Source organism: Sphingobacterium spiritivorum (assembly GCF_016725325.1).
Lineage (GTDB): Bacteria > Bacteroidota > Bacteroidia > Sphingobacteriales > Sphingobacteriaceae > Sphingobacterium.
Map to the genome: position 1 here is coordinate 33,463 of NZ_CP068083.1, position 25,409 is coordinate 58,871.

The 25,409-nt window shown below is 40.6% G+C and carries 20 protein-coding genes and 1 tRNA gene; 4 read left to right on the forward strand and 17 right to left on the reverse strand.

Features of this window, described 5'->3' with window-relative positions; genetic code table 11:
- Positions 1-5: 5 nt before the first annotated feature.
- The 4 genes from I6J02_RS00170 to I6J02_RS00185 are packed head-to-tail and all read right to left on the reverse strand — an operon-like array spanning position 6 to position 6,210.
- On the reverse strand, positions 6-3,074 hold the full coding sequence (locus tag I6J02_RS00170; protein ID WP_201679847.1) for an efflux RND transporter permease subunit: 3,069 nt from the start codon (positions 3,072-3,074) through the stop codon (positions 6-8).
- A gap of 23 nt (positions 3,075-3,097) precedes the next feature.
- Positions 3,098-4,144: an efflux RND transporter periplasmic adaptor subunit gene (locus I6J02_RS00175; RefSeq protein WP_236582234.1), complete on the reverse strand. Its 1,047-nt coding sequence runs from the start codon at positions 4,142-4,144 to the stop codon at positions 3,098-3,100.
- A 35-nt stretch (positions 4,145-4,179) separates the two neighbouring features.
- Complete coding sequence (locus I6J02_RS00180; RefSeq protein WP_201679849.1) at positions 4,180-5,550, reverse strand: TolC family protein; 1,371 nt, start codon at positions 5,548-5,550, stop codon at positions 4,180-4,182.
- A gap of 18 nt (positions 5,551-5,568) precedes the next feature.
- Positions 5,569-6,210 (reverse strand): TetR/AcrR family transcriptional regulator, encoded by a 642-nt coding sequence (locus I6J02_RS00185; protein ID WP_201679850.1) that lies wholly within the window; start codon positions 6,208-6,210, stop codon positions 5,569-5,571.
- 273 nt (positions 6,211-6,483) lie between these two features.
- Between I6J02_RS00185 and I6J02_RS00190 the strand changes: the two genes are divergently transcribed.
- Positions 6,484-7,527 (forward strand): endonuclease/exonuclease/phosphatase family protein, encoded by a 1,044-nt coding sequence (locus I6J02_RS00190; protein ID WP_201679851.1) that lies wholly within the window; start codon positions 6,484-6,486, stop codon positions 7,525-7,527.
- Between the two features lie 18 nt (positions 7,528-7,545).
- Here the strand turns inward: I6J02_RS00190 and I6J02_RS00195 are convergent, their stop codons facing one another.
- Positions 7,546-7,815: a hypothetical protein gene (locus I6J02_RS00195; RefSeq protein ID WP_002993992.1), complete on the reverse strand. Its 270-nt coding sequence runs from the start codon at positions 7,813-7,815 to the stop codon at positions 7,546-7,548.
- A 198-nt stretch (positions 7,816-8,013) separates the two neighbouring features.
- Between I6J02_RS00195 and I6J02_RS00200 the strand changes: the two genes are divergently transcribed.
- On the forward strand, positions 8,014-8,742 hold the full coding sequence (locus I6J02_RS00200; RefSeq protein ID WP_201679852.1) for an acyl-[acyl-carrier-protein] thioesterase: 729 nt from the start codon (positions 8,014-8,016) through the stop codon (positions 8,740-8,742).
- A gap of 36 nt (positions 8,743-8,778) precedes the next feature.
- On the opposite strand, the gene I6J02_RS00205 is transcribed toward I6J02_RS00200, so the two are convergent.
- From I6J02_RS00205 to I6J02_RS00245, 9 genes are all read right to left on the reverse strand, one after another.
- Positions 8,779-9,411, reverse strand: a complete 633-nt coding sequence (locus I6J02_RS00205) for a gluconate 2-dehydrogenase subunit 3 family protein (protein ID WP_002993990.1) — start codon at positions 9,409-9,411, stop codon at positions 8,779-8,781.
- A gap of 27 nt (positions 9,412-9,438) precedes the next feature.
- Complete coding sequence (locus I6J02_RS00210; RefSeq protein WP_201679853.1) at positions 9,439-10,869, reverse strand: Gfo/Idh/MocA family protein; 1,431 nt, start codon at positions 10,867-10,869, stop codon at positions 9,439-9,441.
- A gap of 19 nt (positions 10,870-10,888) precedes the next feature.
- The gene (locus tag I6J02_RS00215) at positions 10,889-12,574 is read right to left on the reverse strand and encodes a GMC oxidoreductase (protein WP_201679854.1); all 1,686 of its coding nucleotides are present in this window, start codon (positions 12,572-12,574) and stop codon (positions 10,889-10,891) included.
- Positions 12,575-12,604: 30 nt separating this feature from the next.
- Complete coding sequence (locus I6J02_RS00220) at positions 12,605-13,849, reverse strand: MFS transporter (RefSeq protein WP_201679855.1); 1,245 nt, start codon at positions 13,847-13,849, stop codon at positions 12,605-12,607.
- 96 nt (positions 13,850-13,945) lie between these two features.
- Positions 13,946-14,878 carry a hydroxypyruvate isomerase family protein gene (locus I6J02_RS00225; RefSeq protein ID WP_201679856.1) on the reverse strand — a complete coding sequence of 311 codons (933 nt, stop codon included), beginning with the start codon at positions 14,876-14,878 and terminating at the stop codon, positions 13,946-13,948.
- Positions 14,875-15,915 (reverse strand): FAD:protein FMN transferase, encoded by a 1,041-nt coding sequence (locus I6J02_RS00230; RefSeq protein WP_201679857.1) that lies wholly within the window; start codon positions 15,913-15,915, stop codon positions 14,875-14,877. The genes I6J02_RS00225 and I6J02_RS00230 overlap by 4 nt, the downstream gene beginning before the upstream one ends.
- An 8-nt stretch (positions 15,916-15,923) precedes the next feature.
- Positions 15,924-17,240 (reverse strand): Gfo/Idh/MocA family protein, encoded by a 1,317-nt coding sequence (locus I6J02_RS00235; RefSeq protein WP_201679858.1) that lies wholly within the window; start codon positions 17,238-17,240, stop codon positions 15,924-15,926.
- A 39-nt stretch (positions 17,241-17,279) separates the two neighbouring features.
- Positions 17,280-18,242, reverse strand: a complete 963-nt coding sequence (locus I6J02_RS00240) for a formylglycine-generating enzyme family protein (protein ID WP_201679859.1) — start codon at positions 18,240-18,242, stop codon at positions 17,280-17,282.
- Positions 18,243-18,376: 134 nt separating this feature from the next.
- Entirely contained in the window at positions 18,377-19,294 is a 918-nt protein-coding gene (locus tag I6J02_RS00245; protein ID WP_201679860.1) for an AEC family transporter, read from the reverse strand.
- Positions 19,295-19,600: 306 nt separating this feature from the next.
- Here I6J02_RS00245 and I6J02_RS00250 point away from each other — a divergent pair, with 306 nt between their 5' ends.
- Positions 19,601-20,719 carry an acyloxyacyl hydrolase gene (locus I6J02_RS00250; RefSeq protein WP_201679861.1) on the forward strand — a complete coding sequence of 373 codons (1,119 nt, stop codon included), beginning with the start codon at positions 19,601-19,603 and terminating at the stop codon, positions 20,717-20,719.
- Positions 20,720-20,983: 264 nt separating this feature from the next.
- Here the strand turns inward: I6J02_RS00250 and I6J02_RS00255 are convergent, their stop codons facing one another.
- From I6J02_RS00255 to I6J02_RS00265, 3 genes are all read right to left on the reverse strand, one after another.
- Complete coding sequence (locus tag I6J02_RS00255) at positions 20,984-21,577, reverse strand: hypothetical protein (protein WP_201679862.1); 594 nt, start codon at positions 21,575-21,577, stop codon at positions 20,984-20,986.
- Between the two features lie 3 nt (positions 21,578-21,580).
- The gene (locus I6J02_RS00260) at positions 21,581-22,327 is read right to left on the reverse strand and encodes a hypothetical protein (protein ID WP_201679863.1); all 747 of its coding nucleotides are present in this window, start codon (positions 22,325-22,327) and stop codon (positions 21,581-21,583) included.
- A gap of 121 nt (positions 22,328-22,448) precedes the next feature.
- Positions 22,449-22,521 (reverse strand) — tRNA-Thr (locus I6J02_RS00265).
- Positions 22,522-22,784: 263 nt separating this feature from the next.
- Between I6J02_RS00265 and clpB the strand changes: the two genes are divergently transcribed.
- The gene (gene clpB / locus I6J02_RS00270) at positions 22,785-25,391 is read left to right on the forward strand and encodes an ATP-dependent chaperone ClpB (RefSeq protein WP_201679864.1); all 2,607 of its coding nucleotides are present in this window, start codon (positions 22,785-22,787) and stop codon (positions 25,389-25,391) included.
- Positions 25,392-25,409: the final 18 nt, after the last annotated feature.

Below are 25,409 nucleotides of genomic sequence, written 5' to 3' on the forward strand. Positions count from 1 at the left end.
CAGCTTTACACGGCTTCTTCTTTTGGTACCACATCTACTTTAGGAGGCATCAGTTTGTATACCACAGGTGTGACAATGCGGGATAGCAAAGTTGAGCTGATCAATCCCCCGATAATAACAATAGCTAAGGGAGAAATTAAAGGATTACTGGACAGAGCAATAGGCAGCAATCCGCCGATAGCAGTCAGTGTTGTCAGAATAATAGGTAAAAATCTGATCTCACCGGCTTCTTCAATGGCATCATTCAGCGATTTTCCTTCTGACCGTAGCTGATTGATGAAATCAACCAGCAAGATGGTATTTTTAACCTCTATTCCTGCTAATGCCACTATTCCGATTGTCGCTACAAATGAAAGTGAATTGCCTGTAAACAACAGCGCCAGCACAGCTCCAACTATCCCCAAAGGAATCACAGAAAGCACAATCAAAGTACTCTTGAATGTTTTGAATTCAAGTACCAGTACAGCAATAAACATAAACAGGGTAACCAGAATAATACTGCCAAAACCACCAAAAGACTGGTTTCGGCTTTCGATCTCCCCTCCCATTTCATAACTGTATCCTGCAGGTAACCTGAAGGCATCCATCTGCTGTTTGACATCCTGAATAACCTTATCATTCAAAAATCCCTTTTGTACAAAAGCATTTACAGATATCGTCCTTGTCTTATTATAATGATTAATACTCAAAGGTGAAGTTTCCAGTTGCAGCGAAGCGACCTGCATCAACGGAACAGATAAGCCCTGATTGTTATTGACATACAGATTGTCAAACACACTCAGGTCTGGATAAGACGGATGACTGGTCGTCAGTAAGATACTGTAGTCATCTCCTTTCGAGTTAGGGTTCACATATTTACCCACATCGATACCCGCAACAGCCATACGTACAGTCCGGTCAATGTTAATAGTCGCAATACCTAATGCCTGAGCCTTCTCTTTATTAATATTGACTTTAATGTCTGATTTCAGATTTTTCAACGGATTATTGACATAGATTGTCCCTTCCGTTTGCAGCAGCATATTTTCAATCTGTCCGCCCAGATTCCGAAGGGTATCCAGATTATCGCCCAACAGACGAACCTCCACGGGTGAGATAATAGGCTGTCCCTGTTCAAAATTCTTCACCTCTACCTTTGCCCCCGGATAAGGTGTCCATTTCTTCCGAAGCATTTCGATAATCTCCAGCTTACGGTCTGATTTGACATCAGGTTGCAGGAGCACAAATAGTTCAGAAAAATCTGTGCGTTCATTCTGAGGCAACACATTATAATAGATTCTTGGATTACCCTTTCCCACATTGGAAGCGAAATAACGTACTTCGGGTATATCCCGGAGTTCCTTTTCGATCTGCCTCGTAATGGAATCTGTATAATGCAGATTCGATTGCAAAGGCGTAGAAATATTGATTAAAAACTGTGGCTTTTCAGAAGCAGGAAATAAACTGAATCCTACTACCGGAATCAATGCAATTGACCCTCCGAAAATCACCAATGCAATCACAATCGTCAGTACAGGTCTGGCGAGTGCTTTATCCAGTAATCGGGCATAAGAGCCATGAATAATTTTCTGTAGTGTACGTAGAAAAATATTGCCGTTCGCATCTGCATGTGGTTTTAACAGTTTACTTGACAGAAACGGAACTACCGTCAATGCAACCAGCATAGATGCAATCACGGAACAGATAACAGCTACAGGAAGGCTTCGTATAAATTCTCCCGAAGCTTCAGGAAGAAACATGAGCGGCATAAAAGCAATCACCAATGTCGCTGTACAACCGATAACAGCCATACCGATTTGTTTAGTCGCTTTCAACGTAGCATCCAGACGGCTATGTCCGTCACGCATCCAGCGTTCTATATTTTCTACGACTACGATACTATCATCCACCAGTAGTCCCAAAGCGACCACCAACCCTACAATACTTAACTGGTTAAGACTGAAACCCAAAGCACTGATCATTACAATCCCGATAGCCAGAGATAGCGGAATAGACACCATGACCACCACAGATGCTCGTGTCCCCAAAGGCAGAAGTGTGACAATAACCAACAGGATCGCTATTACAAAATCTATCCCCAATCCACCCAGACGACTGTTTACATTATCTGCCTGATCAAATATAACCTGTTGATCAATATTTCCGGGCAAAGTCTTTTTGAACGTATCGATGACAGGCAGGTAAGCTTTTTGAGCTGCCGTAATATTGCCACCTGATTTTTGTGCTGCTACGACAAACAGGCAACGGTATCCGTTCAAACGGGTAATATCCTTATCTTGTGAATAATCGAAATAAACATTTGCCACATCTCTTAAAGCGACATTTTTGCCGTTACCACTAAAGACTACCGTATTTTTGATTTCATCTATATTCTGATAATTCCCACTCGTTTTTATATTGAATGATTTATTACCGGCATTGACACTTCCCCCCGGTATATTGGCAGCTTCACTTTGTATCGCATTAGCAATCAGTGTCACAGGAATATGCATCTGAGCCAGTTTTTCCAGATTAAGATCTACTCTGACCAACTGATCAGGCAGCCCCATAATTTCCACATTCTTAAGCGAAGGTATTTTTTCCAGTGCTGTCTGCAGATCTTCTGCCGCAGCCTTCATCTTATCTCTGGAGGCATTTTCGGACACCAGTGCGATCTGGAGTACATTGACATCCGAAGGAGACACCTGTTGCACCTCCATGCTGTATATTTCGGCCGGAAGATTTCCTCGTTCACTATTTACCTCACGAACCAGTTCCTGATATTTATCATCTACATTGACATTGTACTTGTATTCGACAAACAATACGGCGAGACCATCCCGAATAGTTGTCTTTATCGTCTTGATATTTTCCAGACCGTATATGCGCTTTTCGAGAGGTTTTACGACCAGTTCCTCCATATCCTTAGGGCTAGCTCCCGGGTACACGACGACTACCGGATAATTGGGAGCATTCATATCCGGATCCTCAGATCTGGGCATAGTAAATATGGTAGAGATTCCCAGTGCCATGACCATTAATACCATGATCAGGGTAAACTGATAGTTTTTGACAGCGTATTCTGATATTTTCATTGGATTCTATTTGTTTATCCTTCTTACTTCACAATTCTTATTTTTGAACCATCAGTGAGATAAGCACTGCCGGAAATAATCAATGCACGGGCATCTTCCAATCCTCCGCTGATATTGATTTTATCTTTCAACACCGCTCCCAGCTTCACTTTTACTTTTTTTGCGGTTTTCTCATCATCTGTCACAAACACATACCCTTCATTTTCACCGGCATCCAGAAGGGCATCGTATGGAATAGCATAGCTGCTGGTAGTCCTGGCAGGAATAATAGTAGCCTTTCCAAACAATCCGGCAGCCAATCCTTTTGTATTGGCATCATCCAGCGTGAGTTCTACGCCGAAGGTTCCGCTTTGCGGATCTATTCCTTCTGCTTTACGACTTACTTTTGCCTGCAAAACAGCTTGCGGAAGTGCGTCTGTAGTAATGTCCGCTCTGTCTCCGATCTTTAGTGACGCCCATTGCTCATCACTCAGACCGATCTTCAGTACCCATTTACTTTGATTTGCGCCATTGATCTGCAGGACTGGAGTTCCCGGCCCTACCACCTGACCATCGTTAGCCAGTTTTTTCAATACATATCCGTTGCTGGTTGCTCTGATTTCCGAATAATTCTGGTTGAATTTGATTGCGTCCAATTGCTGCCTGGCAACCTGAAGAGCCGTTTTTGCGTTTTGCATCTGTTCCAGTGTCGCGACACTGTCCCGATACAGCTGACTCGCCCGGTCATAATCACGCTGAGCTTTCTGATAAGATAAAGTTACCTGTTGCACCTGCGCCGAGATTTCCGTCTGATTGACAGAAGCCAGTAACTGCCCTTTATGTACAGGATCTCCTTCTTTTACATATATTTTATTGATGATCCCTCCATTTTTGAACGAAAGGAAAGTTTCATCATTTGTTGTAAACTGTCCTGAAGACTGAATAGCATGATTTGCATCTTCCATCTGCAACATCATTATTTGTACAGGAATAGTATCCTGATCAGCCATAGTAGAGGTTTCTTTCTTGTGATTTCCACAGGCGCTGAAACTCAGTGCCACAAGCAATAGAACCGGATATGATATGTTCATTTTCATCTGTCTGAAATTTATGAATGGTGATGAAATTAAGGTATTAAATAAGCGGCCGTTTCGCGTTCCAGATCTGCCATTGCAGATAACACGTTGTACCTGTTTATATTGACTAATAATTGTGCAGAGGTATACTGATTACGTGCATCAATAGTTTCGATGAATGTATTTGTACCTGCTTTGTACCCTTTCTCAATTAAGCGCTGATAGCTGGATGCCGCTTCAAATTGCTTCAAGGATGACTGATATTTCTGATAAACTGCTTTCAGATTATTCTGGGCAGTCCGGGTGGCTAAATTCAACTGCTGAGTTACCAGGTCGACCTGTAGTTCCGCATTACGAAGATCCAGATTACTTTGTCGGACCTTTATATCATTTCTGCCTGCAGTGAATATCGGAATATCCAGTTGCAGCCCTAGCATATAGTAACGGGTATTGTTATTAAATTTAAATCCTTCAGACTGGGAACCCAAATCCACAAAAGCAGCCAGCTTGGGCACCGCATACTGCTTATTCATTTTCAGAGCCGTTCTGTTAATCTCTACAACCTGATCCAGAGCCTTTAATTCTTCTCTTTTCTCAGACAATGACAGATCCGCAAGTAATGTACTTACCTTATCCAGTCCTGCTTTATTATCCGTATTGACATCAATATTCGTTTCCGCATTGCGGTTTAAGAGAAAATTAAAATACATCCGTGCATTCAGCACCCGTTGTTCAGCAGCGACCAGTTGAGCATTAGCCTGTTCGACCTCACTTCTGGAGCGCAGCACATAAGCAGGCAATCCCTTTCCTCCTTCCAATAATTTTTCGTTGACCCGTAGTCCTTCATTGGCAAGCTGCAAACCAGATTTGTAAATATCCACAGCCTGCAATGCACTTTGATAGTTATAATAAGCCGTTTTAATGTTTTTGACCAGATCCCGTTTATAAATCACCACTTCAAATTGCTGAAGCACCACCTGCTGCTCCGAGATGCGCTTATTATACGTCAGATCCGTATTGATAATCGGCATAGTAGTCCGGATTTTAGCATCGTAGAAATTCTTTGGCAGGAAATTAATATTCTGATTCTCCATTACCGGAAACTGACTGGATTGCGTAAGCTGATTAAGTGTCGAATATATAGGATTCAACAGGTCACCCAACGGTAAAGGAATATTACGTCCGCCATCTGCGGTCTGATAGGCTCCCTGAAAAGCTACTGTGGGAAGAAAAAGACTCCTTGCTGTTTTCAAAGCATATTGCGCTTTTTCCAGCGAGACATCTTTTTGCTGCAAGACGATATTGTTCCTGAATGCTTCCGAAACATAGGCATCCAGTATTTCCTGTGCCTGCAACGGAATCGTTATGAAGCCTGACAGAAGCATGGAAAGGACTAATCTGCCGGTTTTAAAAAATTTCATAATTAACAGTGTTAATAGTTAACGTTTCAAACTTTCCAGAACCCGGATAAACCCTTCATACGTCTGGTTCATTACATTTTCTCCTTCTGCTACCGCAAGCTTGACTGATGCAACATGATCCAGATGCCCCTGCAACTTAAGACTGCACAAGCCATGCATGAGCGACCACACATTCAACGCAAATGTATTGGCATCAAACTGTGTAAAGTATCCCGCAGACTGACAGTCTTCTACGGTACGTATGAGGGCCGCAAATGATTGCTCTCCCTCTTCCCAGCCTTCATCTACACAATTATTTCTGACAAATTCCAGAGGCTCTTTCTGAATAAACATCAGTTCATAAAAATCCGGATTGTTAAGTGCAAAACTCATATAAACTCTCCCCATAGCCTTCAATCGCTCAAAAGGCTCATGTACATACTGTAAAACCATAAACTGTGTCCCTAATAATTTAAAACCTTCCTGATGTAAGGCGTACATAATGTCCGTCTTATCCTTGTAATATAAATAGATCGTAGTCGGACTAAATTCTATCTTCTCTGCTATCTTACGTATAGAAGTAGCTTCATAACCATGTTTTAAAAACAGTTCCTTGGCAGCATCGAGGATGCGTTGACGCAGATCTTCTTTATGTTTCTCTTTTCTTTCCCTTATTCCCATATTAATATATTAACATGTCAAATATAATTAACACTGTTAATAAAAAGAAAAAATATTGAAATATTATTTTTAAAATAAATATGACACGTTATGAAATAAAAGCATAAAACATCCAAAAAAGGCAATTAAAAGAGATTAAAATTCAAGCACAACCATAGTTAACACTGTTCATTATTTTAAATTTCATGTATATTTCATAAAATATTAGCACGAATGATCAGCTTTAGCATAATGTTTGATTAATAGTTCAGCACAACATTTACATTTTATTTCATGATCATTTTTCTATATATCTTATCCGTATTGTGGATTCTTACGGCCTTTATTCCCCTGATCCGCCATGACTACTGGACATTCCGTGTATTTGAATATCCTCGTCTGCAGAAATTAGTACTATCCTCCGCTACATTTGTATCCGTGATCGTATTATGTCCAGCTACTACCTTTAGAAATATTCTACTTGCAGTACTGGGACTCACTATACTTTATCTTATAAAACAGATTCTGCCCTTCACTCCTCTCTCCGCTAAGCAGGTATTGAAAATAAAGGACAAAAGACCGGAACAGGATCTAAAAATTATGATTTCAAATGTATATGAAGACAACAACAATTATGAGGGTTGCATACGCGTCATCAAGGATACAGATGCGGATATGGTACTGTTGCTGGAAACCAGTCATGCCTGGGAGAAAGCATTACGCAGTATAGAAGAGAAGTATCCTTACTATGTCAAAGAGCCTATAGATAACACTTATGGAATGCTCTTATTCTCAAAATTTGAATTGCGGGATGCTGAAGTAAAATATCTGGTAGAGGATGATATTCCGTCTATACATACGAAGATCGTTTTGCAAAACGGACAGGAAGTACAAATCTATGCTTTACACCCTACCCCTCCGGTGCCAAATGAAAACCCGAGATCGACAGAACGGGATAAAGAATTACTGTTAGTTGCAGATATGGCGCGTAAATCCAAATTGCCGGTGATTGTATGCGGAGACCTGAATGATGTGGCCTGGAGTTATACAACAGAACTATTTTTAAAGATGAGTCAGTTATTAGATCCCAGAAGAGGCCGTTTCTTTATGAATACCTTTCATGCCCATTATCCGATTCTACGTTTCCCTCTGGATCATATCTTCTGTAGTACAGATTTCAAATTAGTATGCATGAAGAGATTACACAACTATGATTCAGATCATTTTCCAATATTTACACATCTTCAGTTTGAAAATTCGGCAAAATATCAGCAGGAAGCAATGGAAGTGGATCAGGAAGATATAGAAATGGCTCAGGAGAAAAAAGAAAAGTGCTGATCATACAGCACTTTTCTTTTAATATTCTATTCCCAAAACAGATTTCAACGGAATCAGTACACCGCTTTTGATCTGTAAATATTTATCAGTAACAGACCAAATTGTAGTCTCAATGCGCTTTGGCCCGTCTTCTGTTTGAAAGACAATTGTAGTTTTTGATTTAAATGCATTACCCAACCGCAGTGCTCCTTCTAATTTATCCTTCAACAATTCAGAATGATCTACAGGGGCAGGTATTATTTTATAATTTGGCAATTCTTCTTTTGCTATTAATTCTCCGATCATCATAATCAACAATTTTAAAATGTACACAGGAACCTTATGATACAAACGTCATTTTAGGCTTTTTTGTATCTTGTTAGCTAAATTTAGATATACTTTCACTTATAAACAACATCCGTTCGTATTTTTTCTTTTACATGACACTATTTTGAAACAGATTGGGTTTCTTTGACATTTACATTATTTTTATGCTCAAACAGGATTATGGAAAGACCGTCTATATACGAGAAAGAGTGGGAAGTGAATTTCACCCATTGCTATGCCTCAGGCTTGATTAAATATGCAGAGATGAGCAATATGCTTCAGATAACGGCCGGTGAACACGCTATTGCAGCCGGATTCGGTTTTTTTGAAATGGCCAGGAATAATCAGGCCTGGGTATTGAGCAGAATACGGATGGAGATTTCCAGACTACCCAAGTGGCTGGATAAAATTCATATTAAAACCTGGGTTCAGGAATTTGAGGGAGCGAGATCCATACGTAATTTTGAAATTTATGTTAAAGGAGAACTCTATCTGGCTGCGACCACCTATTGGGCAGTGATCAACACCCTGAAACGAGGCTCGGAAGATCTGGCAATTTCTACGGAAGGTTTTACCACCTATCCGGAGAGAACAGCTACTTCAAAACCTTTTTCCCGATTAAACCTTGCGACGGAAACAGAATTTATTAAAAATTATCAGGTTGTGCTCTCTGATCTGGACATCGTCAAGCATGTCAATAATGTAAAATATATGGACTGGTGTCTGGATACATTGAAACCGGAGCTGGTGCTGGAAAACAATATTCATTCTTTGGAAATGAATTATTTACGGGAACTCACCTACCACGATGTCGTCACGATTTCCAGTGCACACACCGATAAAGAGATCTTCTTTAAGGTAGAAAAAAATCCAAAGATCAATTTTCTGATGGCTATAGGGTTAAGATAAAAAAAGCGGACAGTTGTCCGCTTTTTTTATCTTCTGTTACAATGCCCAGGCGTGTTCTCCTTTTTTATAAGGATAATTACCGTCAAATTTTCCCGGAATTTTCACATAACGTAATGCTTTAGTAGCACCCAGTTCTGAAGTAAAGAAACCGGTAAGGGTCAATTGCTTAAACATCGTAAACCAGTGTGGAGGATCACTTTTTGGCACACGATACATTTCATTTTGTTTCAGTGCATCCTTCTCACGCTGAGCTTTTGTAGCCTCTGCCTGCTTAGCGTTATATTCACTGGCTTCTTTATCCAGGATATTGACAAATTTAGTCTGATCTTCCTTACTTAGTTCCTGAAATTTCTTACCGAATTCTTTCTTGGCACGATCATCAACAGTATTGATACCGTCTAAGAATACCTTCTGCTCAGTATCTGCATAACAGTCTCTGATCATGACAGGTATAAACTCTCCTACACCTGCTTCCTTCGCTCCCGGTGTACTGGTTTTTGGCAAGATTGCTTCTGCCAGATCACCAAGAAAATTGACAGAATCCTTTTCAAAAAGCTTTGCTGTATCTTTTGAAGCTGAACGGGAACAGCCTTCCAAGAAAAGATTAGCGCCAATAACAGTTCCTCCCATCAACAGGGCAACACGCTGTAATGCTTCTCTTCTATTCATATCTTTATCGTTTTAAAACGTTAATTCTTAAATTGTATATTTGATATCCCAACCTGTACGGTAATTTCTTTTTACAAACTGGTTGACTTCATCAAAGTTAGTCACTTTCATTTGTTGATTATCCCACAGTAATTTCAGGTTTCTACCCGGATATTTATTATTAATACGCATATCTGCGCCACGAATAGCGAGATTAGCCATTAATAATGCTTCAGTAAGCGGGCCAGCGATCTCAAACGGTGAGCTCACCTCTTTTTTACCATAGCCGGCAATACATGCCTCTACCCACTGACCATAGTGACCTTCCGCACCACCTGCAACACGCGCATATTTTTGTGCTACATTTTCTTTACGGGAAGTTGGAAGTAAACGTGCATTCTGCCCGTAAGTATCTGCCAGAATTTTTCCTTTCGTACCTACTAATAAAATACCATTACCACCGTCACCAAAGATTTCATTAGGACCTAATTCATCTGGTCTTGGAGGCTGTATACCACCATCCATCCAATGTAAGGTCACGGGACCAGCAGTACGATTACCTTTAGGGAAGGTCAGTGTTGCATGACTGGAAGGAGGACAACTTTCCGGGAAATATCCGCGTTTGAATTCATCTACATAGACTGTCCCTACGCTGGCTTGTACATCCTGCACATACGTTAACCCCAATGTACTGAAAGGTACTTCCAGTAAGTGACAACCCATATCACCTAATGCACCAGTCCCGTAGTCCCACCAGCCTCTCCAGTTGAAAGGAACTAATTTATCAATATAATCACGTTGAGGGGCAGTACCTAACCACAGATCCCAATCCAGCTCTTTAGGAATCTGACCTTTTTGTGTAGGCCATGGAATACCTGAAGGCCAAACCGGTCTGTCCGTCCAGCAATATACGGTATGTACATCACCGATAATACCGGCTTCATACCATTCCCGTACCTGACGCGGGCCATCGTTAGATGCTCCCTGATTACCCATCTGCGTGACTACTTTATATTTCTTAGCTGCATCGGTCAGCACTCTAGCTTCCCATACGTCATGCGTAAGAGGTTTCTGTACGTATACGTGCTTACCTAATTGCATAGCTGCAAGAGACTGGATCGCATGATTATGATCCGGAGTAGAGATAGAAACAGCATCTATATGCTTATGTTCCTTATCTAACATTTCGCGGTAATCTTTATAATATTTTGCTTTCGGAAATTTCTTAACCGTACCAGCAGCTCTTGTATCATCTACATCACACAAAAAAGCAATATCGGCTTTACCACTTGCGAAGAATGAATTAATATCACTTGCTCCCTTTCCGCCAACTCCGATTCCGGCTACCTGTAATTTATCACTTGGCGCAATAAATCCGGTACCGCCAAGTACATGGCGTGGTACAATCATAAAAGCGGCAGCTGCTGTCGCAGCCGACCTTATAAAATCTCTCCTTGAAGTACTACTGTTTTTATCCATAATTTATGAAGACGTTTGATTATAGGTTTCCTTTTTTCAGTTCACTGACCGCAAAATCAACAGCACGGGCTGTCAATGCCATATAAGTCAGTGAAGGGTTAATACATGCAGCTGAAGCCATTGCAGCTCCGTCTGTAACGAATACGTTCTTAGCATCCCATACCTGGTTGTGACCGTTCAATACAGAATTCTTAGGATCTGTACCCATACGGGCTGTACCCATCTCATGAATTCCCTGTCCTAAACCGTAAACGTTGTCATAAGTATATACATCTTTCACACCGATAGATTCCAACATCTCTTTCATCTCCTCCTGCATATCCTTACGCATTTTGATCTCATTATCTTTTATTTCCGCATCGATCGCCAGTACCGGTAAGCCCCATTTATCTTTAACATTTTTATCAAGGGTAACTTTATTTTCATGATAAGGAAGCATTTCACCGAAAGCTGTAAAGCCTACACTCCAGCCACCCGGTTCCAGAATCGCATCCTTCCAGGCTTCACCTACACTCATTTCAGCAACAGCTCCGGACCAACGTCCACGGCTCGCGCCACCCTGATACCCGAATCCACGGATATAATCACGTTTTTTAGTATCTCCGTCTACGTTTACAAATCGCGGAACGTATATACCATTAGGTCTTCTGCCAAAAGTATAGCTTTCTTCATAACCTTCAACTGAACCTCCGGCTCCGCAACGGAAATGGTGATCCATCAGATTGTGTCCCAACTGCCCGCTGCTACTTCCTAATCCACCTTCCCAAACATCCGTAGCGGAGTTCATCAATACCCATGTGGAGTTAAGCGCTGAAGCACATACAAAAATTACTTTTGCAAAAAACTCATAGGTCTTATTTGTCTCTGCATCAATTATCTCTACCCCTTTTGCTTTTTTAGTATTTTTATCGTAGATGATATTCTTCACGATAGAAAAAGGTCTCAATGTCAGGTTTCCAGTTTTCACAGCTGCCGGTAATGTTGCAGATTGTGTACTGAAATATGCACCGAAATTACATCCCAGCCAGCATTGATTCTGGTATTGACAGTTGACACGTCCATGATGCGGAACAGTGATGTTTGCTGTTCTTCCCATGATAAAGTGTCTTTTACCTCCATACTGAGTTTTCAATCGTGCGGCAAGATCTTTTTCGACGATATTCATCTCCATTGCCGGCATAAAATCTCCGTCCGGTAATACGGCAAGACCGTCTCTGTTACCGGAGATTCCTGCAAATTTCTCTGCATAACTATACCATGGAGCGATCTCATTATAACGAATTGGCCAATCAGTACCATGACCATCTTTAAGGTTGGCTTCAAAATCCAGATCAGAGAAACGGTAACTTTGTCTTCCCCACATCAGCGAACGACCTCCGACATGGTACCCGCGGTACCAGTCAAATCTTTTCACCTCTGTATATGGACTTTCCTTCTCATTAACCCAGTAATCCAGGTTTTTTTCATTAAGAGGATAGTCACGACTAAGAACAGGATAATCTTTGACCATTTGTGTTGTACGACCTCCGCGATGCTCAAAATCCCATGGATTTTTATTGGGCGATGGATAATCTTTCACATGTTCGATATTACGACCACGTTCCAAGACAATTGTTTTAAGTCCTTTTTCCGTCAGTTCCTTTGCAGCCCAACCTCCGCTTATTCCTGATCCGATGACAATTGCGTCATATACATTATCTGCCATATCTCTTCTCTTTAATAGTTTATAATTTGTTTAAATAGTTTCTGTCTCTTTGGTGCTCTCTATCTTCTCATCTTTAAAGAAAATCAGGAAGAATAAGAAAACAACAACTGCAATTCCGGCAGGAATCACCCATACTTTATTCCAGAATAAAGCAACATCCGTTGCTTTGATATCCATATACATATCACTTACATATCCTGCCACCCAGAATCCAATAAGCTGACCTACACCGTAGGTAGCTAATGTAATCAAACCCTGAGCAGAACTTTTATATTTGGCACCGGCTTTATTATCGGTATAGATCTGTCCTGAAACAAAGAAAAAGTCGTAACAAATTCCGTGTAAAGCAATTCCTGTAATTAACATAAAGGTAAGGTCTCCCGCATTTCCGTAAGCAAACATCAGATAGCGTGCAGCCCAGGCAAGCATGCCCACCAGAATAGTTTTCTTAAAACCAAAACGGGTAAAGAAGACCGGAAGCAAAAGCAGAAACAGGACTTCAGAAATCTGACCTATGGTCATTTTTCCTGTAGGATTTTCCAGATTAATCTCACTTAGGAATACGTTTGCATTCTGGTAATAAAATGCCAAAGGAATACAAATCAGTATAGAAGATATAAAGAACAGTAAAAAGTTTTTGTCTTTCAGCAGCTTGATGGCATCCAGCCCAAGAATCTGTCCGATAGTAGCCTTTTCCGTCTGTTCAATTTTGATAGGTGGAGTCTTAGGAAGTGTAAAGCTAAATAAACCTAATACCAATGATGCAATACCTGCCATTAAGAATGTATTTTTCAACAAACCATCGCCCGAATCCCATTTAAACAGATAACTGATCGCTAATCCAGCAAATATCCAACCCAAAGTTCCGAATATTCGGATAATTGAAAATTCCTTTTCCGGATTTTTCATCTGACGGAAAGAAACCGAATTGACTAAAGATAAAGTTGGCATATAAAGCAACATATATCCCAGTACATACGGATAAAATTCACTTACTGAAGTAGACTGATACATCTGATACATCAGAAAAGCACCCACAATATGAAGTACTCCCAGGATACGCTCTGCATTGAAAAAGCGATCCGCAATCATGCCTATAATAAATGGTGCAACTATAGCACCCCAGGACTGGGTAGAAAATACATTTGCACTTTCCAGACCTGTTGCATTCAGGCTTTTACTCAGGAAAGTCCCCAACGTAACAAACCATGCTCCCCAAATAAAAAATTCGAGAAACATCATGAAAGATAATTTTATTTTTATTCCTGTAGACATAGAGGTAGATGGTTTATGATATTACAATTATTGTGGTTTAAATATTTAGCAAGTTATAAAAAAAATCAAATTGTAAAAAATACACTATTAAAAAAGTTACACACTGAAACTATCTACTTCTCTATAGGCTGCCACAAGTGCCTCTTCTCCAGCTTTTCCGCCTTTGGACTTGCCGTGCTCCATCCCCATCACCCCTCTGTAACCTTTTTTATATAAATGAGCAAACACGTTTTTATAGTTAATCTCACCTGTGGTAGGCTCTTTTCTTCCCGGATTATCTCCGATCTGTATATAGGCGATTTCATCCCAGCAGCGATCGATATTGACGATCAGATCACCTTCAGTGCGCTGCATATGGTAGATATCGTAAAGTATTTTGCAGGAAGGACTGTTAACGGCTTTACAAACGGCATAGGTCTCATGTGTTTGCTGAAGAAAAAGATCCGGGGTATCGCTCAAGGTTTCCAGTACCATTATCAGGTTATGCGGTTCGAAGATTTCCGCTCCTTTTCGCATGGCTTGCACAATATTGGCAAACTGATTTCCCCACGGAAGTTTACGCTCATAGAATCCGGGAACAACAGTAAGCCATTTGGCATTACAGCGCTTTGCAGCCTCTACGGAGCGTTGACATGTTTTCGCAAAGTGATCCAGGAATTCAGGTTTACCGGTAGCAAGTGAAGTCATCCAATTCTGACCGCCATCCACAACAAAAACGCCCATAGTCATACCCAATTTAGCCAGAAGATTACCTATTTTCTCCTGTTCTTCTACCGATCGTCCCAGATAACCGTTGTCCTCAATGGCTCTAAATCCAAGATCATAAAAATACTGGATTTCATCCAAAAAGTTTTTACCTGCGGAATCCTGAAACATGCCCTGATGTGGCGCATAGTTCAGCTTAAACGTTTTACCTTTTTGTTCAGTAAAAAGATTTTGCTTTTTTTGTTCGGAGGCTTGTAGTGCATTGCCTGTAAGCGCTGCACCTGAAACTAAAGCAGCATTTCTAAGAAAATCACTTCTTTTCATAGCGATAAATTCGGAATTGGGTTTATGTCAAAAAGATTCTCAAAGCCTTTCGTGTGCTTTTCCAGAATATCTCCTTGCTGGTTATTGTATATAATATAAATATCTATATTTTTTATCTTATTTGCAAAAACAATTGCCTCATCAGGAGACATTGCCATAAAAATATTATCCAACGCATCTCCTTCCATAGCCGTCGGCGCATGTACAGTAACGCTGACAATACTTGTTTCAAAAGAATAGCCGGTTTTAGGGTTAATATGATGGGTAATTTTACGGTTTTTATCCATTAGAAACTTTTCGAAATTTCCGGCTGTAGTAATAGCTCCGCCAGATGGCACGATTACATCCTGTTTTAAACTCGTGTTCCCATTTGCTTTTACAGGACGTTCTATTCCAACTTTTAAACGCTCACCATCAGGTTTTCTGCCACTGATACGTAATTCTCCTCCCAGCTCTACAATAAAATTCTGAATACCTTGCTGCAACAGATAATCTGCGAGTACATCCACGGAATACCCCTGCGCAATGCCATTCAGATCAATAGAGACTTTCGGATTTTTCTTTAAGAGTCGTTTTCCCTTTACTTTGAGTTGGTTCATCCCCACATTCTTCAAAGCGGCTTTGATCTGCTCTTCATCAGGCAGTGCAGATATACGAGCCGGACCAAATCCCCACAATTGCACCAGAGGTGCGACAGTGATATCAAACTGTCCTTTTGAAAGTTTATAATAAGCAAATGACTTGTTCACCACCTTTTGCATATGGTAATCCATTTCGATTGCAGTTGTCTCCGGAAGATTGAATTTAGAAATAAGAGAATTTTTATTATAGACAGACATTGAATTATCAATATCATTCAGCATGCTGTCTATTGCTGCTTTAGGCACCGTTCTTTCAGCATAATAAACAATATGATACGTCGTGCCCTGTGCTCTTCCATCAATCACATGACGGTCTGATATTTTATTTGGCTGCCCGGCGTAAACGCACAGGCAACCAATAAAAAAGAATACTAAAGCCGTCCATGATCTTTTCATGAAAAACGTTAGATATAAAGGTTTGTATTCTGTCCCGGAACAGCCACAGGGTACAAACCATCTGCATTAGGCAATATCTTAGGATTTGCATCCCAGGCATACGTTGCAGGTTGAAGATCAACATTTGATTCCAGCGCTTTATCCCATTTGATTGTTTTTCCGGTATAACACGCAATACGACCGATAATACCTGTCAGTGTGCTGTAAGCACCATATTCAGCATTATCAAATTTATATTCTCCTTTTGCAATCGCTTCAAAGAGTTCTTTATGCTCTTGTTGATATGGATTCGGATTTCCTTTAGGATCGTGTCTGTAAATCTCTTTTCCATTTGCATCCCAAAGTACACCTTGTCCTCCTGCTGAAAGATAGGTACGCCCTTTAGTTGCCTGAAATGTTTCATCTACCCGGTTAGAAATCCCCTCAAAGTGACGACACTGACTGTAAACCACAGAATTATCATCATAAGTCAATTCCACAGCAAAGTTATCATAGATTTCACCGTAATCTTTTCCTTTACGGAAAGCCTGACTTCCTGTACCTTGTATGGAGACCGGATATTTTCCTTTAATCCAGTTTGCAATATCAATATTATGTACGTGCTGTTCTACGATATGATCACCACACAACCAGTTGAAGTAATACCAGTTTCTCATCTGATATTCCATTTCTGTCATACCCGGTTTGCGGGGTCTTACCCATACACCTCCACTATTCCAATAGACCTGACCCGACACTACATCTCCGATTGCGCCATCCTGAACACGCTTGATAACTTCTCTGTAATTTGTCTGATAACGGCGTTGTAAACCAACTACAACATTTAGCTTTTTACGTTTTGCTTCTGCAGCAGCTGCCAGTACACGACGGATTCCCGGAAGATCTGTTGCAACAGGCTTCTCCATAAACACGTGTTTCCCCTGTTTTACAGCTTCTTCAAAATGAATAGGGCGAAATCCCGGAGGAGTTGTCAGAATAACAACATCCGCATCTTTAATTGCAGACTTATAACCGTCAAAACCTACGTACTTACGGCTATCGGGAATATCTATTTTATCTTGAAATTTTTCTTTTAATGTACTGTATGTGCTATCCAGATTATCCTTAAAAGCATCTGCCATAGCTACCAATCTGATATTCTGTCCTGAGGCAAATGCATCAAATGCCGCTCCGGTTCCTCTCCCCCCGCAACCGATTAAAGCGACCTTAATCACATCACTACCCGCAGCAAAAACAGCTGAAACAGGCATTGAACTTAAGGCTGCCGTACCCGCTACAGCTGCTCCTGCTTTTAAAAAATCTCTACGCAGAAAATTACTTTCCATTTTTATTAAGTTTATTAGGTTTAAAAAGTTATATAAAATTTAAAAATCTTTGATCGGAGCTTTATCATAATAAGCCATGATCTCTTCATGTGTCGGAGCTGTCTGAGGACGTACCAGACGCAAACCTATAAAAGGTGCTTCCGGAAACCACCAGTTTGATTTTGGAATTTGCGGATCCAGTTGTTTCCAGATTGGATCCGATGCCATTCTGTTTGCTGATCTCAGATCTTTTGCTTCGCTGTCAAATGCACCCCCACGTACACTGTGCGGATAAAGTTTAGTAGGAATATTTACAGGGTTATCTGCTGTTTTGCCGGCAAATTGCTTGTAAAAAGACTCATCATACTGATCGTACGTCCATTCAGCTACATTTCCCAAAATATCATAAAGTCCCCATTTATTTGGTTTTTTCAAGCCGACTTTTTGTGTCTGCGCATCACTGTTTGTTTTATACCAGGCATATTCATCCAGTTTAGAGGCATCATTTCCAAAGAAATATTCGTCCTGACTTCCGGCTCTGCTGGCATATTCCCATTCTGCTTCTGTTGGTAATCTAAAAAACACACCGGTTCTGACATACAACCATTTACAAAATTGAATTGCGTTATAATGTGTCATTGCCAATGCCGGATGTCCCTCTTTTCCCATTCCAAATGTCATATCGAGATAAGGCTTGGTCGGTCTGGTCACTGCATCTACAGAAGCACTAACCTGCCCGTCCACAGACTGTGTCACTTCATAATCTTTATATACAAAGGGTTCGTAAAGATCCCAGGTCACTTCATAGGTACTCATCCAGAAAGGATTGATCTTGACCTCATGTACAGGCTTCTCGTCCTCTTTACCGGTATTACTTCCTTGCTTAAATGTCCCGCCCGGAATCGCTTCCATTGTGAAACTCAGCTTGGTACCTTTGATATCCTGTGTGTATTTTTGAAAATTTGATTGTGCCTGTCCGTAATGAACGCAGGCGAATAGGCAGAATGATAGTATTAATCGCATATAATCAGTTAGACTCCTCGGTTTAAATTTTCCTGAAAATAACTATATCTTTTTCAGGAAGACTAAAGTTACACTAATTGTACAAAATACACATATCAACGAAATAACAAATCTGTTACAGATAAGCAAATCGTTTAGAAATGAAGAAAATAATGGATGACGGCAGACCAGATTCCGGCCGTGAGCAAAGCAATGAGAATACTAAAACCTATGATAATATTTGCAATTTTACTATTCAACCGAAACTGCTCGATCACAATGCTGGTCGAAACCAAGGTAGGCATAGCCATTTCAAATATGGTAACAGCTCCTATCTCTTTTTTCGCTCCGATGAGCAGCACAAAGATCAGCACTAAAGCCGGTGCAATAAGTAATTTGTAAAACAGGGAAAAAGAAATCTGGGAAATCTGCTTTTTCCATCCTTTAAACTGCAGTTGTAAACCTACAGAGAATAAGGCCAATGGAGATACAGTAGCTCCCAATTTATCAAAAACAGGCTCTATAACCGTCAGATCAACAAAGCGAGGTAATATCAAGGCTGCGATACAGCCCAAAAATGGCGGAAATGTAAATAAACGTTTTGCGATATACCCGAGATTAAGCTTAGCTGCAGGATCAGCACTTCCTTTTGTCGCCAGGTAAACTCCAAGCGTGGAAAGTAAAAAGAAAGTAGCCTGATCACAGATAATAGCAATACTCATATATTGCTCTCCGTAAAAGGCAGCAACTAAGGGAAATCCGACAAAAGAGGTATTGCTAAATCCTGAAACCATCGTAAGTGTACTCTCTGTACGGCTGCTGTAATGCTTTCGCCAGCAATAAATCCGAAAAAAGAGCATGCTGCCCAGCAACACGACAATTGGACTCAGCACAGGTACAATAAGATCCGTGTTCCAATCGATATGAGGCAGGTATTTGAAAGAGACAGCAGGAAGTGCAAAATACAGAATCCAGGTATTAATCCCTTTATGTGCCTCAGGATGTATACGTTTTGTTTGTTTCAGTATATATCCCGCAGCAATACATATAATGATTAAAATAAAGTTGGCCACCCGTGTAGAATTTAATACGCTAACAAAGGTAAATTTTTCAGGCAAACATTATTATAGTCTTTTGAATAATGCTATAATGAATACAAAAAAGATCGTTTCATTTTTTTGACAGCTGTCTATTGGAATTGCATCCGGAAGCAATTTATCTAAGTTTATGGCAAAACCCTGACCAAAAAACACTTTCTATCAAAAGTTTCTTTCAGGGAAAATACATATTTTTGCATTTTCCTTAACTATACGGACAGGTTTAATCATTCTATATTGAAAAATTTTAACTTATTTACTTTAGTTCTTTTATTAGTTTTTATGCATGGCATTTGCGAAGCACAATCCAGCCTGCTGTGGACTACACAGGACAGCATCGCACCTGCTCGTCGCAAAAACCCGTTAATTATAGAAATTGAAGCCGAAAACGGGGGTATCATTGCCTCAAAGGATATTAAACAAGTCACTTTTGAAGATGCTTATTATAATGGTGTCAATCTGCGCGTAGGATGGCAAACGCAACGATCCAAAGATATTTACCATCAACTCTATAACTATCCGATATATGGAGTGGGATTGTACTCCAGCACTTTCAATACCAATATTATTGGCAGCCCCTATGCACTCTACGGATTTGTCATTGTCCCTATACATCCTAAAAACGACAAGAGATGGACCTATGAATACCGGATTGCGTTGGGTTTGTCCGGCAACTTTAAGCCCTATAATGAGGAGACCAATCCACTAAATTTAGTTATCGGAACAAAAAATAATGTTTTTATAGATTTTGGTTTTCGTGCCAAATATAAATTTCATAAAAATTTCGATGTTGGTGTCGGAGCGGCATTTCACCACTTTTCAAACGGCGCTATGCGTCTGCCAAATAAAGGTGTGAACCTATTACCGCTGACCGCTTCACTCACTTATACGCCTAATTCCGAGTCTGCAGATTACAGCCGTGCAGAAGTCCCTCCGTTTGAACAGACTTGGCTATATCACATCAACATAGCCGGAGGATTCAAACAAATTGACAGACAGATTGATAAGCGGTATCACAAAGCCACATTAAGTGCTTATATGAGTCGCCACGTATCTTATAAATGGAGATTCGGAGGCGGCTTTGATTTCTTTTACTCTGCATCCGGAAATGCTGAAGAAATTGCGGGCAGTGAAAAAGGTAAGTTTAGCGCCCTGTTCTCCGGAGGTCCGGCATTTTATATGGCGCATGTACTGAATGAACGTTTGGTATTGAATGGAAATATCGGATATTATCTGCATAAAAATGATTTCAACGGAGAAATCGAAAACTTTTATCTGAGAGCAGGAGCCCGCTATTACGTGTACAAAAACATAAATGCCGGTGTGTCTATTAAGGCACATATGGGTAAAGCAGATTATATTGAGTGGACTGCAGGGTATACATTTGGTAAAAAACACTAAAGACCAATTTCTCTGCGGGTTGCCGGTGAGGACACCGGCAAACGCTTTTACACATGCCTTTATCTGGCGCAAGCGTCCGCTTGTGCCCTCTTGTTTAAGATACTGTGGCAAAACACCTACGAAGCTGATAAGTTTACTTCAAACTGCGTATGCTGGCGTCCGCTTCTGACCCTATATTGCCGGTGAGGACTCCGGCAAACGCTTTTACGCATGCCTTTATCTTGCGCAAGCGTCCGCTTGTGCCTTCAGTCAGAATAAAACAGTTTAAAACAACAGCTTCTGACTGACTTCCTTATCAATAGTAATATATCCAGGATAATAAAACGACTGCCCGGCAATAGTTATAGCTGGCTTAATCTTTAAGGTAAGAACACCTTTATTACCGGAGTTACTTCCTAAAGCTTTTAAGAAATCCTGAATCCCGTCACTTTTAAGCGATTCATACAGATTCATTTTTATTTTGATGGGTACAACAGCTGATTGATTAGGATCGATAGACAGCTTTTGCTCCACCTCTCCTTCCGCAAGATCCGTTTGCTGGAAAGCTATCTTATATTGAAATTTATTAATAGCAGCTTTTTTAGCTGTAGGATTTGTCACCTTCAGTTTGAGATTTGCTTCCATAGGAACGTCTCTTCGCAACATTGCGATTGCCAGGCCCGGTAAGGCAGAAAGATTCAGTTCACCGTCCTGCATAACATTCTTAAAACTCGTACCTGCCAGCATTAAACTATCTACAGCTTCCAGTTCATACTTGCATTTACTCAGGTTTTCTATCTGTGCTTTCTGTTTGTTCACTCCACAACCCGCCATTAGCAATACAATCAGGCAGATACCCAGTCCTTTTAATCTATTCATGTTTTATTTGTTCTTTTTACCAAAATTATAACTTACACCCAATGTAAAAACAGCATTGCCCGCTTTAAGATATTCATTGCTGTTAACTCCGATATTAAAGCCGGTTGTGTATTGCAACTGCCAATTACGATTAAGTGCTAATCTCGTAAAAAAAACAGGTTCTATAAAAATATTATCTTCCTTTTCAGCATTAACTTCATCAATGGTGAAATCTTTCATAGCCACACGACTCATGCGGATAGCTGTTCCGTAATTTAACTCACGCTTTGCGCCAAACAATTTTATCTTATCCTTATTGGTCGAAGAGTAGTTTACCTGCACAAATATTTTCTCAAAGTCCATATCCCTTATCTCTACCGGCTGCATACCTGTAGTCGTAGATCGCAGATCTGTTTCTACCGAATTACCCATCCCATATCCGGCATATACTTCAAAAATCTGTCTCTTGGATTTCCCAATAGTTGTAAAATACCCTAATCCTCCTTCATAAAGATATTGCTTGAATTCTTTAATCTGTTTTTTGTGATTGACATAAGAACCGTTGGCTATAATACCGATATGATCCGATATCGCCACACCTGCATTACCACTAACATTTCCTTTAAGATTAACATGTCCTGATAAATATCCTTCTCCCTGTTTACTAAACATCGGAGTTGCCGGGACATTAGGCATATAGATAGAACTACAACTACTTAAGATTAAAACCAATACAGAGAAAAGCAGTACAACTGCGGTAAATCTATTCATATAATATGTGTTGACCATGTATTAACGTCCGATATACATATAAATATTGTACCAAGAATAGATAAGTTTGTGGATTTAGGCAAAATAAAAAGGTCTGGTAAGTAAATACCAGACCTTTCTGAGCCTCCTATCGGAATCGAACCAATGACCTACTGATTACAAGTCAGTTGCTCTACCAGCTGAGCTAAGGAGGCGTCGCTGATCGTCAACGTTTCCCGTTAACGCTGCAAATATCGAAATCAGATCCTTTTTTTGCAAGTCTTTTCATTCATTTTCTTATTACCTCAAAGCAAACCGCTGAAAACCAAGCCAATTATTTAGACATAATTTCAGTTTTATTTCCTCAAACCTGAAAAAATGTCGCTTCAAATCAATTTAAACGGACATTTTTTCCGATTATTTTATGAAAACCGTATAGGCATAATGATTGTTACCCTCATAGAAAATCTAATACGATATGAATTTCAACAACTATACGATCAAAGCTCAAGAAGCCATTCAAAAGGCTTCTGAAATCGCCTCCGGCAATCAGCAGCAGGCGATCGAACCCGCACATATTCTAAAAGCATTACTGACCGTTGATGAAAACATCATTGGTCACTTATTAAAAAAACTAAATGTAAATATCGCTTACCTTGAAGGAGAAGTGGATAAACAGATCCAAAGTTATCCAAAGGTTAGCGGAAGTAACATCTATCTGAGTAATGAGGCTAACTCTGCACTCCAGAAAGCACAATCTTATCTCAAAGAGTTCAATGATGAGTTTGTCTCCATTGAGCATTTACTTTTAGGGATACTGAATGCGGGCGGCAAAACGGCTTCCCTGCTTAAAGATCAGGGTGTAAATGAGAAGGATCTGAAACTGGCGATCAAGGAACTACGCGGAAATAACCGTGTTACTGATCAGAATGCGGAAGCCACTTTCAATGCCTTAAACAAATATGCCCGTAATCTGAATGAATTTGCGGAATCCGGAAAACTTGACCCTGTAATCGGCCGTGACGAAGAGATTCGCCGGGTGATGCAGATCCTTTCCCGAAGAACGAAGAACAATCCTATACTCGTAGGTGAACCGGGAGTGGGAAAAACGGCTATTGCAGAAGGCATCGCTCACCGGATAATCAAAGGTGATGCACCGGAAAACCTGAAATCCAAAACGGTATTTTCTCTGGATATGGGTGCACTCATTGCCGGAGCCAAATATAAAGGTGAATTTGAGGAACGCCTAAAAGCTGTTGTAAAAGAAGTTTCCGACAGTGACGGAGAAATTATACTTTTTATAGACGAGATCCACACGCTGGTAGGTGCCGGAGGTGGTGAAGGTGCTATGGACGCCGCTAATATTCTGAAACCAGCCTTAGCAAGAGGTGAACTACGTGCCATAGGTGCAACTACACTCAATGAGTATCAGAAATATTTTGAAAAGGATAAAGCCTTAGAGCGTCGTTTCCAAAAAGTAATGGTTGGGGAGCCCGACACACAGGATGCCATATCTATATTAAGAGGATTAAAAGAGCGATATGAGACACATCATAAAGTAAGGATTCTGGATGAAGCCATTATTTCGGCTGTAGAGCTATCTCAGCGCTATATCACCGATCGTTTTTTACCGGATAAAGCTATCGATCTTGTGGATGAAGCAGCTTCGAAACTTCGTTTGGAAATGGACTCCGTTCCAGAAGCAGTAGATGAACTGGAACGCCGGATCATGCAACTGGAAATCGAACGTGAAGCGATCAAAAGAGAAAACGATGAGAAGAAAGTGAACGAACTGTCTGAGGTCATTGCTAATCTGGCTTCCGAACGTGATTCACTGAAAGCCGCATGGCAATCTGAAAAATCGCTGGTAGATGAGGTCAATCAGGAGATTGCGAATATAGAGAACTTTAAACTGGAAGCGGATCAGGCAGAGCGTGCAGGAGATTACGGTAAAGTAGCGGAGCTGCGATACGGTAAAATTAAAGAAGCACAGGATCAGGTCGAGAAGTTAAAAGCTGAACTGGCGGAAAAACAAGCCAGCAGCCGTATGCTAAAGGAAGAAGTGACTTCTGAAGACATTGCAGATGTTGTATCACGCTGGACAGGTATTCCGGTTAATAAAATGGTGCAATCTGAACGTGAAAAGCTACTTACACTGGAAGAAGAGTTACACAAACGTGTAGCGGGACAACATGAAGCGATAGAAGCCATATCGGATGCTATACGCAGATCGCGTGCCGGACTGAGTGATGCCAAACGTCCGATCGGATCGTTTATCTTTCTGGGTACAACAGGGGTAGGTAAGACTGAATTAGCAAAAGCACTGGCAGAATTTCTTTTCGATGATGAGCAGGCTATGATCCGTATCGATATGTCCGAGTATCAGGAACGTCATGCCGTGTCACGTCTTATCGGAGCGCCTCCGGGATATGTAGGTTATGATGAAGGAGGTCAGCTGACTGAGGCCGTAAGACGTCGCCCCTATTCGGTCGTATTACTCGATGAAATTGAGAAAGCGCATCCTGATGTTTTCAATATCCTATTACAGGTATTGGATGACGGACATCTGACGGACAATAAAGGTCGTGTTGTTAACTTCAAAAATACGATTATCATCATGACTTCGAATACCGGATCACATATTATCCAGGAAAATTTCTCGCATCTCAATGACGACAACAGAGATGAAGTCGTTGCCAAAACCAGAAGCGAGGTTTTCGAATTATTACAAAAATCTATCCGTCCGGAGTTTCTAAACAGAATTGATGAAGTTATCATGTTCACACCTCTGAGCCGGACAGAGATTGGTGATATCGTCCGTCTTCAGTTCAATAAAGTTCAACATCAGCTGGCAGAACAGAATATATTTATCTCGGCTACAGATGAAGCACTTGATTGGCTGGCTCAACTCGGATATGACCCTGTATATGGGGCAAGACCGTTGAAACGTGTCATTCAAAAACGCATATTGAATGAATTATCAAAAGAGATTCTTTCCGGAAAAATCTCAAGAGATTCCATTATACAACTGGATACATTCGACGGACAGTTTGTGTTCCTGAATAAGGATAAAGAGACCAAATAAAAGTTAAAATCCTGTTAC

What these genes read in the sequence shown, in the direction of transcription:
- I6J02_RS00170 (WP_201679847.1), bottom strand. Translation starts at nt 3,074, where the DNA reads ATGAAAATATCAGAATACGCTGTCAAAAACTATCAGTTTACCCTGATC.
- I6J02_RS00175 (WP_236582234.1), bottom strand. Translation starts at nt 4,144, where the DNA reads ATGAACATATCATATCCGGTTCTATTGCTTGTGGCACTGAGTTTCAGC.
- I6J02_RS00180 (WP_201679849.1), bottom strand. Translation starts at nt 5,550, where the DNA reads ATGAAATTTTTTAAAACCGGCAGATTAGTCCTTTCCATGCTTCTGTCA.
- I6J02_RS00185 (WP_201679850.1), bottom strand. Translation starts at nt 6,210, where the DNA reads ATGGGAATAAGGGAAAGAAAAGAGAAACATAAAGAAGATCTGCGTCAA.
- I6J02_RS00190 (WP_201679851.1), top strand. Translation starts at nt 6,484, where the DNA reads ATGATCATTTTTCTATATATCTTATCCGTATTGTGGATTCTTACGGCC.
- I6J02_RS00195 (WP_002993992.1), bottom strand. Translation starts at nt 7,815, where the DNA reads ATGATGATCGGAGAATTAATAGCAAAAGAAGAATTGCCAAATTATAAA.
- I6J02_RS00200 (WP_201679852.1), top strand. Translation starts at nt 8,014, where the DNA reads ATGGAAAGACCGTCTATATACGAGAAAGAGTGGGAAGTGAATTTCACC.
- I6J02_RS00205 (WP_002993990.1), bottom strand. Translation starts at nt 9,411, where the DNA reads ATGAATAGAAGAGAAGCATTACAGCGTGTTGCCCTGTTGATGGGAGGA.
- I6J02_RS00210 (WP_201679853.1), bottom strand. Translation starts at nt 10,869, where the DNA reads ATGGATAAAAACAGTAGTACTTCAAGGAGAGATTTTATAAGGTCGGCT.
- I6J02_RS00215 (WP_201679854.1), bottom strand. Translation starts at nt 12,574, where the DNA reads ATGGCAGATAATGTATATGACGCAATTGTCATCGGATCAGGAATAAGC.
- I6J02_RS00220 (WP_201679855.1), bottom strand. Translation starts at nt 13,849, where the DNA reads ATGTCTACAGGAATAAAAATAAAATTATCTTTCATGATGTTTCTCGAA.
- I6J02_RS00225 (WP_201679856.1), bottom strand. Translation starts at nt 14,878, where the DNA reads ATGAAAAGAAGTGATTTTCTTAGAAATGCTGCTTTAGTTTCAGGTGCA.
- I6J02_RS00230 (WP_201679857.1), bottom strand. Translation starts at nt 15,915, where the DNA reads ATGAAAAGATCATGGACGGCTTTAGTATTCTTTTTTATTGGTTGCCTG.
- I6J02_RS00235 (WP_201679858.1), bottom strand. Translation starts at nt 17,240, where the DNA reads ATGGAAAGTAATTTTCTGCGTAGAGATTTTTTAAAAGCAGGAGCAGCT.
- I6J02_RS00240 (WP_201679859.1), bottom strand. Translation starts at nt 18,242, where the DNA reads ATGCGATTAATACTATCATTCTGCCTATTCGCCTGCGTTCATTACGGA.
- I6J02_RS00250 (WP_201679861.1), top strand. Translation starts at nt 19,601, where the DNA reads ATGCATGGCATTTGCGAAGCACAATCCAGCCTGCTGTGGACTACACAG.
- I6J02_RS00255 (WP_201679862.1), bottom strand. Translation starts at nt 21,577, where the DNA reads ATGAATAGATTAAAAGGACTGGGTATCTGCCTGATTGTATTGCTAATG.
- I6J02_RS00260 (WP_201679863.1), bottom strand. Translation starts at nt 22,327, where the DNA reads ATGAATAGATTTACCGCAGTTGTACTGCTTTTCTCTGTATTGGTTTTA.
- clpB (WP_201679864.1), top strand. Translation starts at nt 22,785, where the DNA reads ATGAATTTCAACAACTATACGATCAAAGCTCAAGAAGCCATTCAAAAG.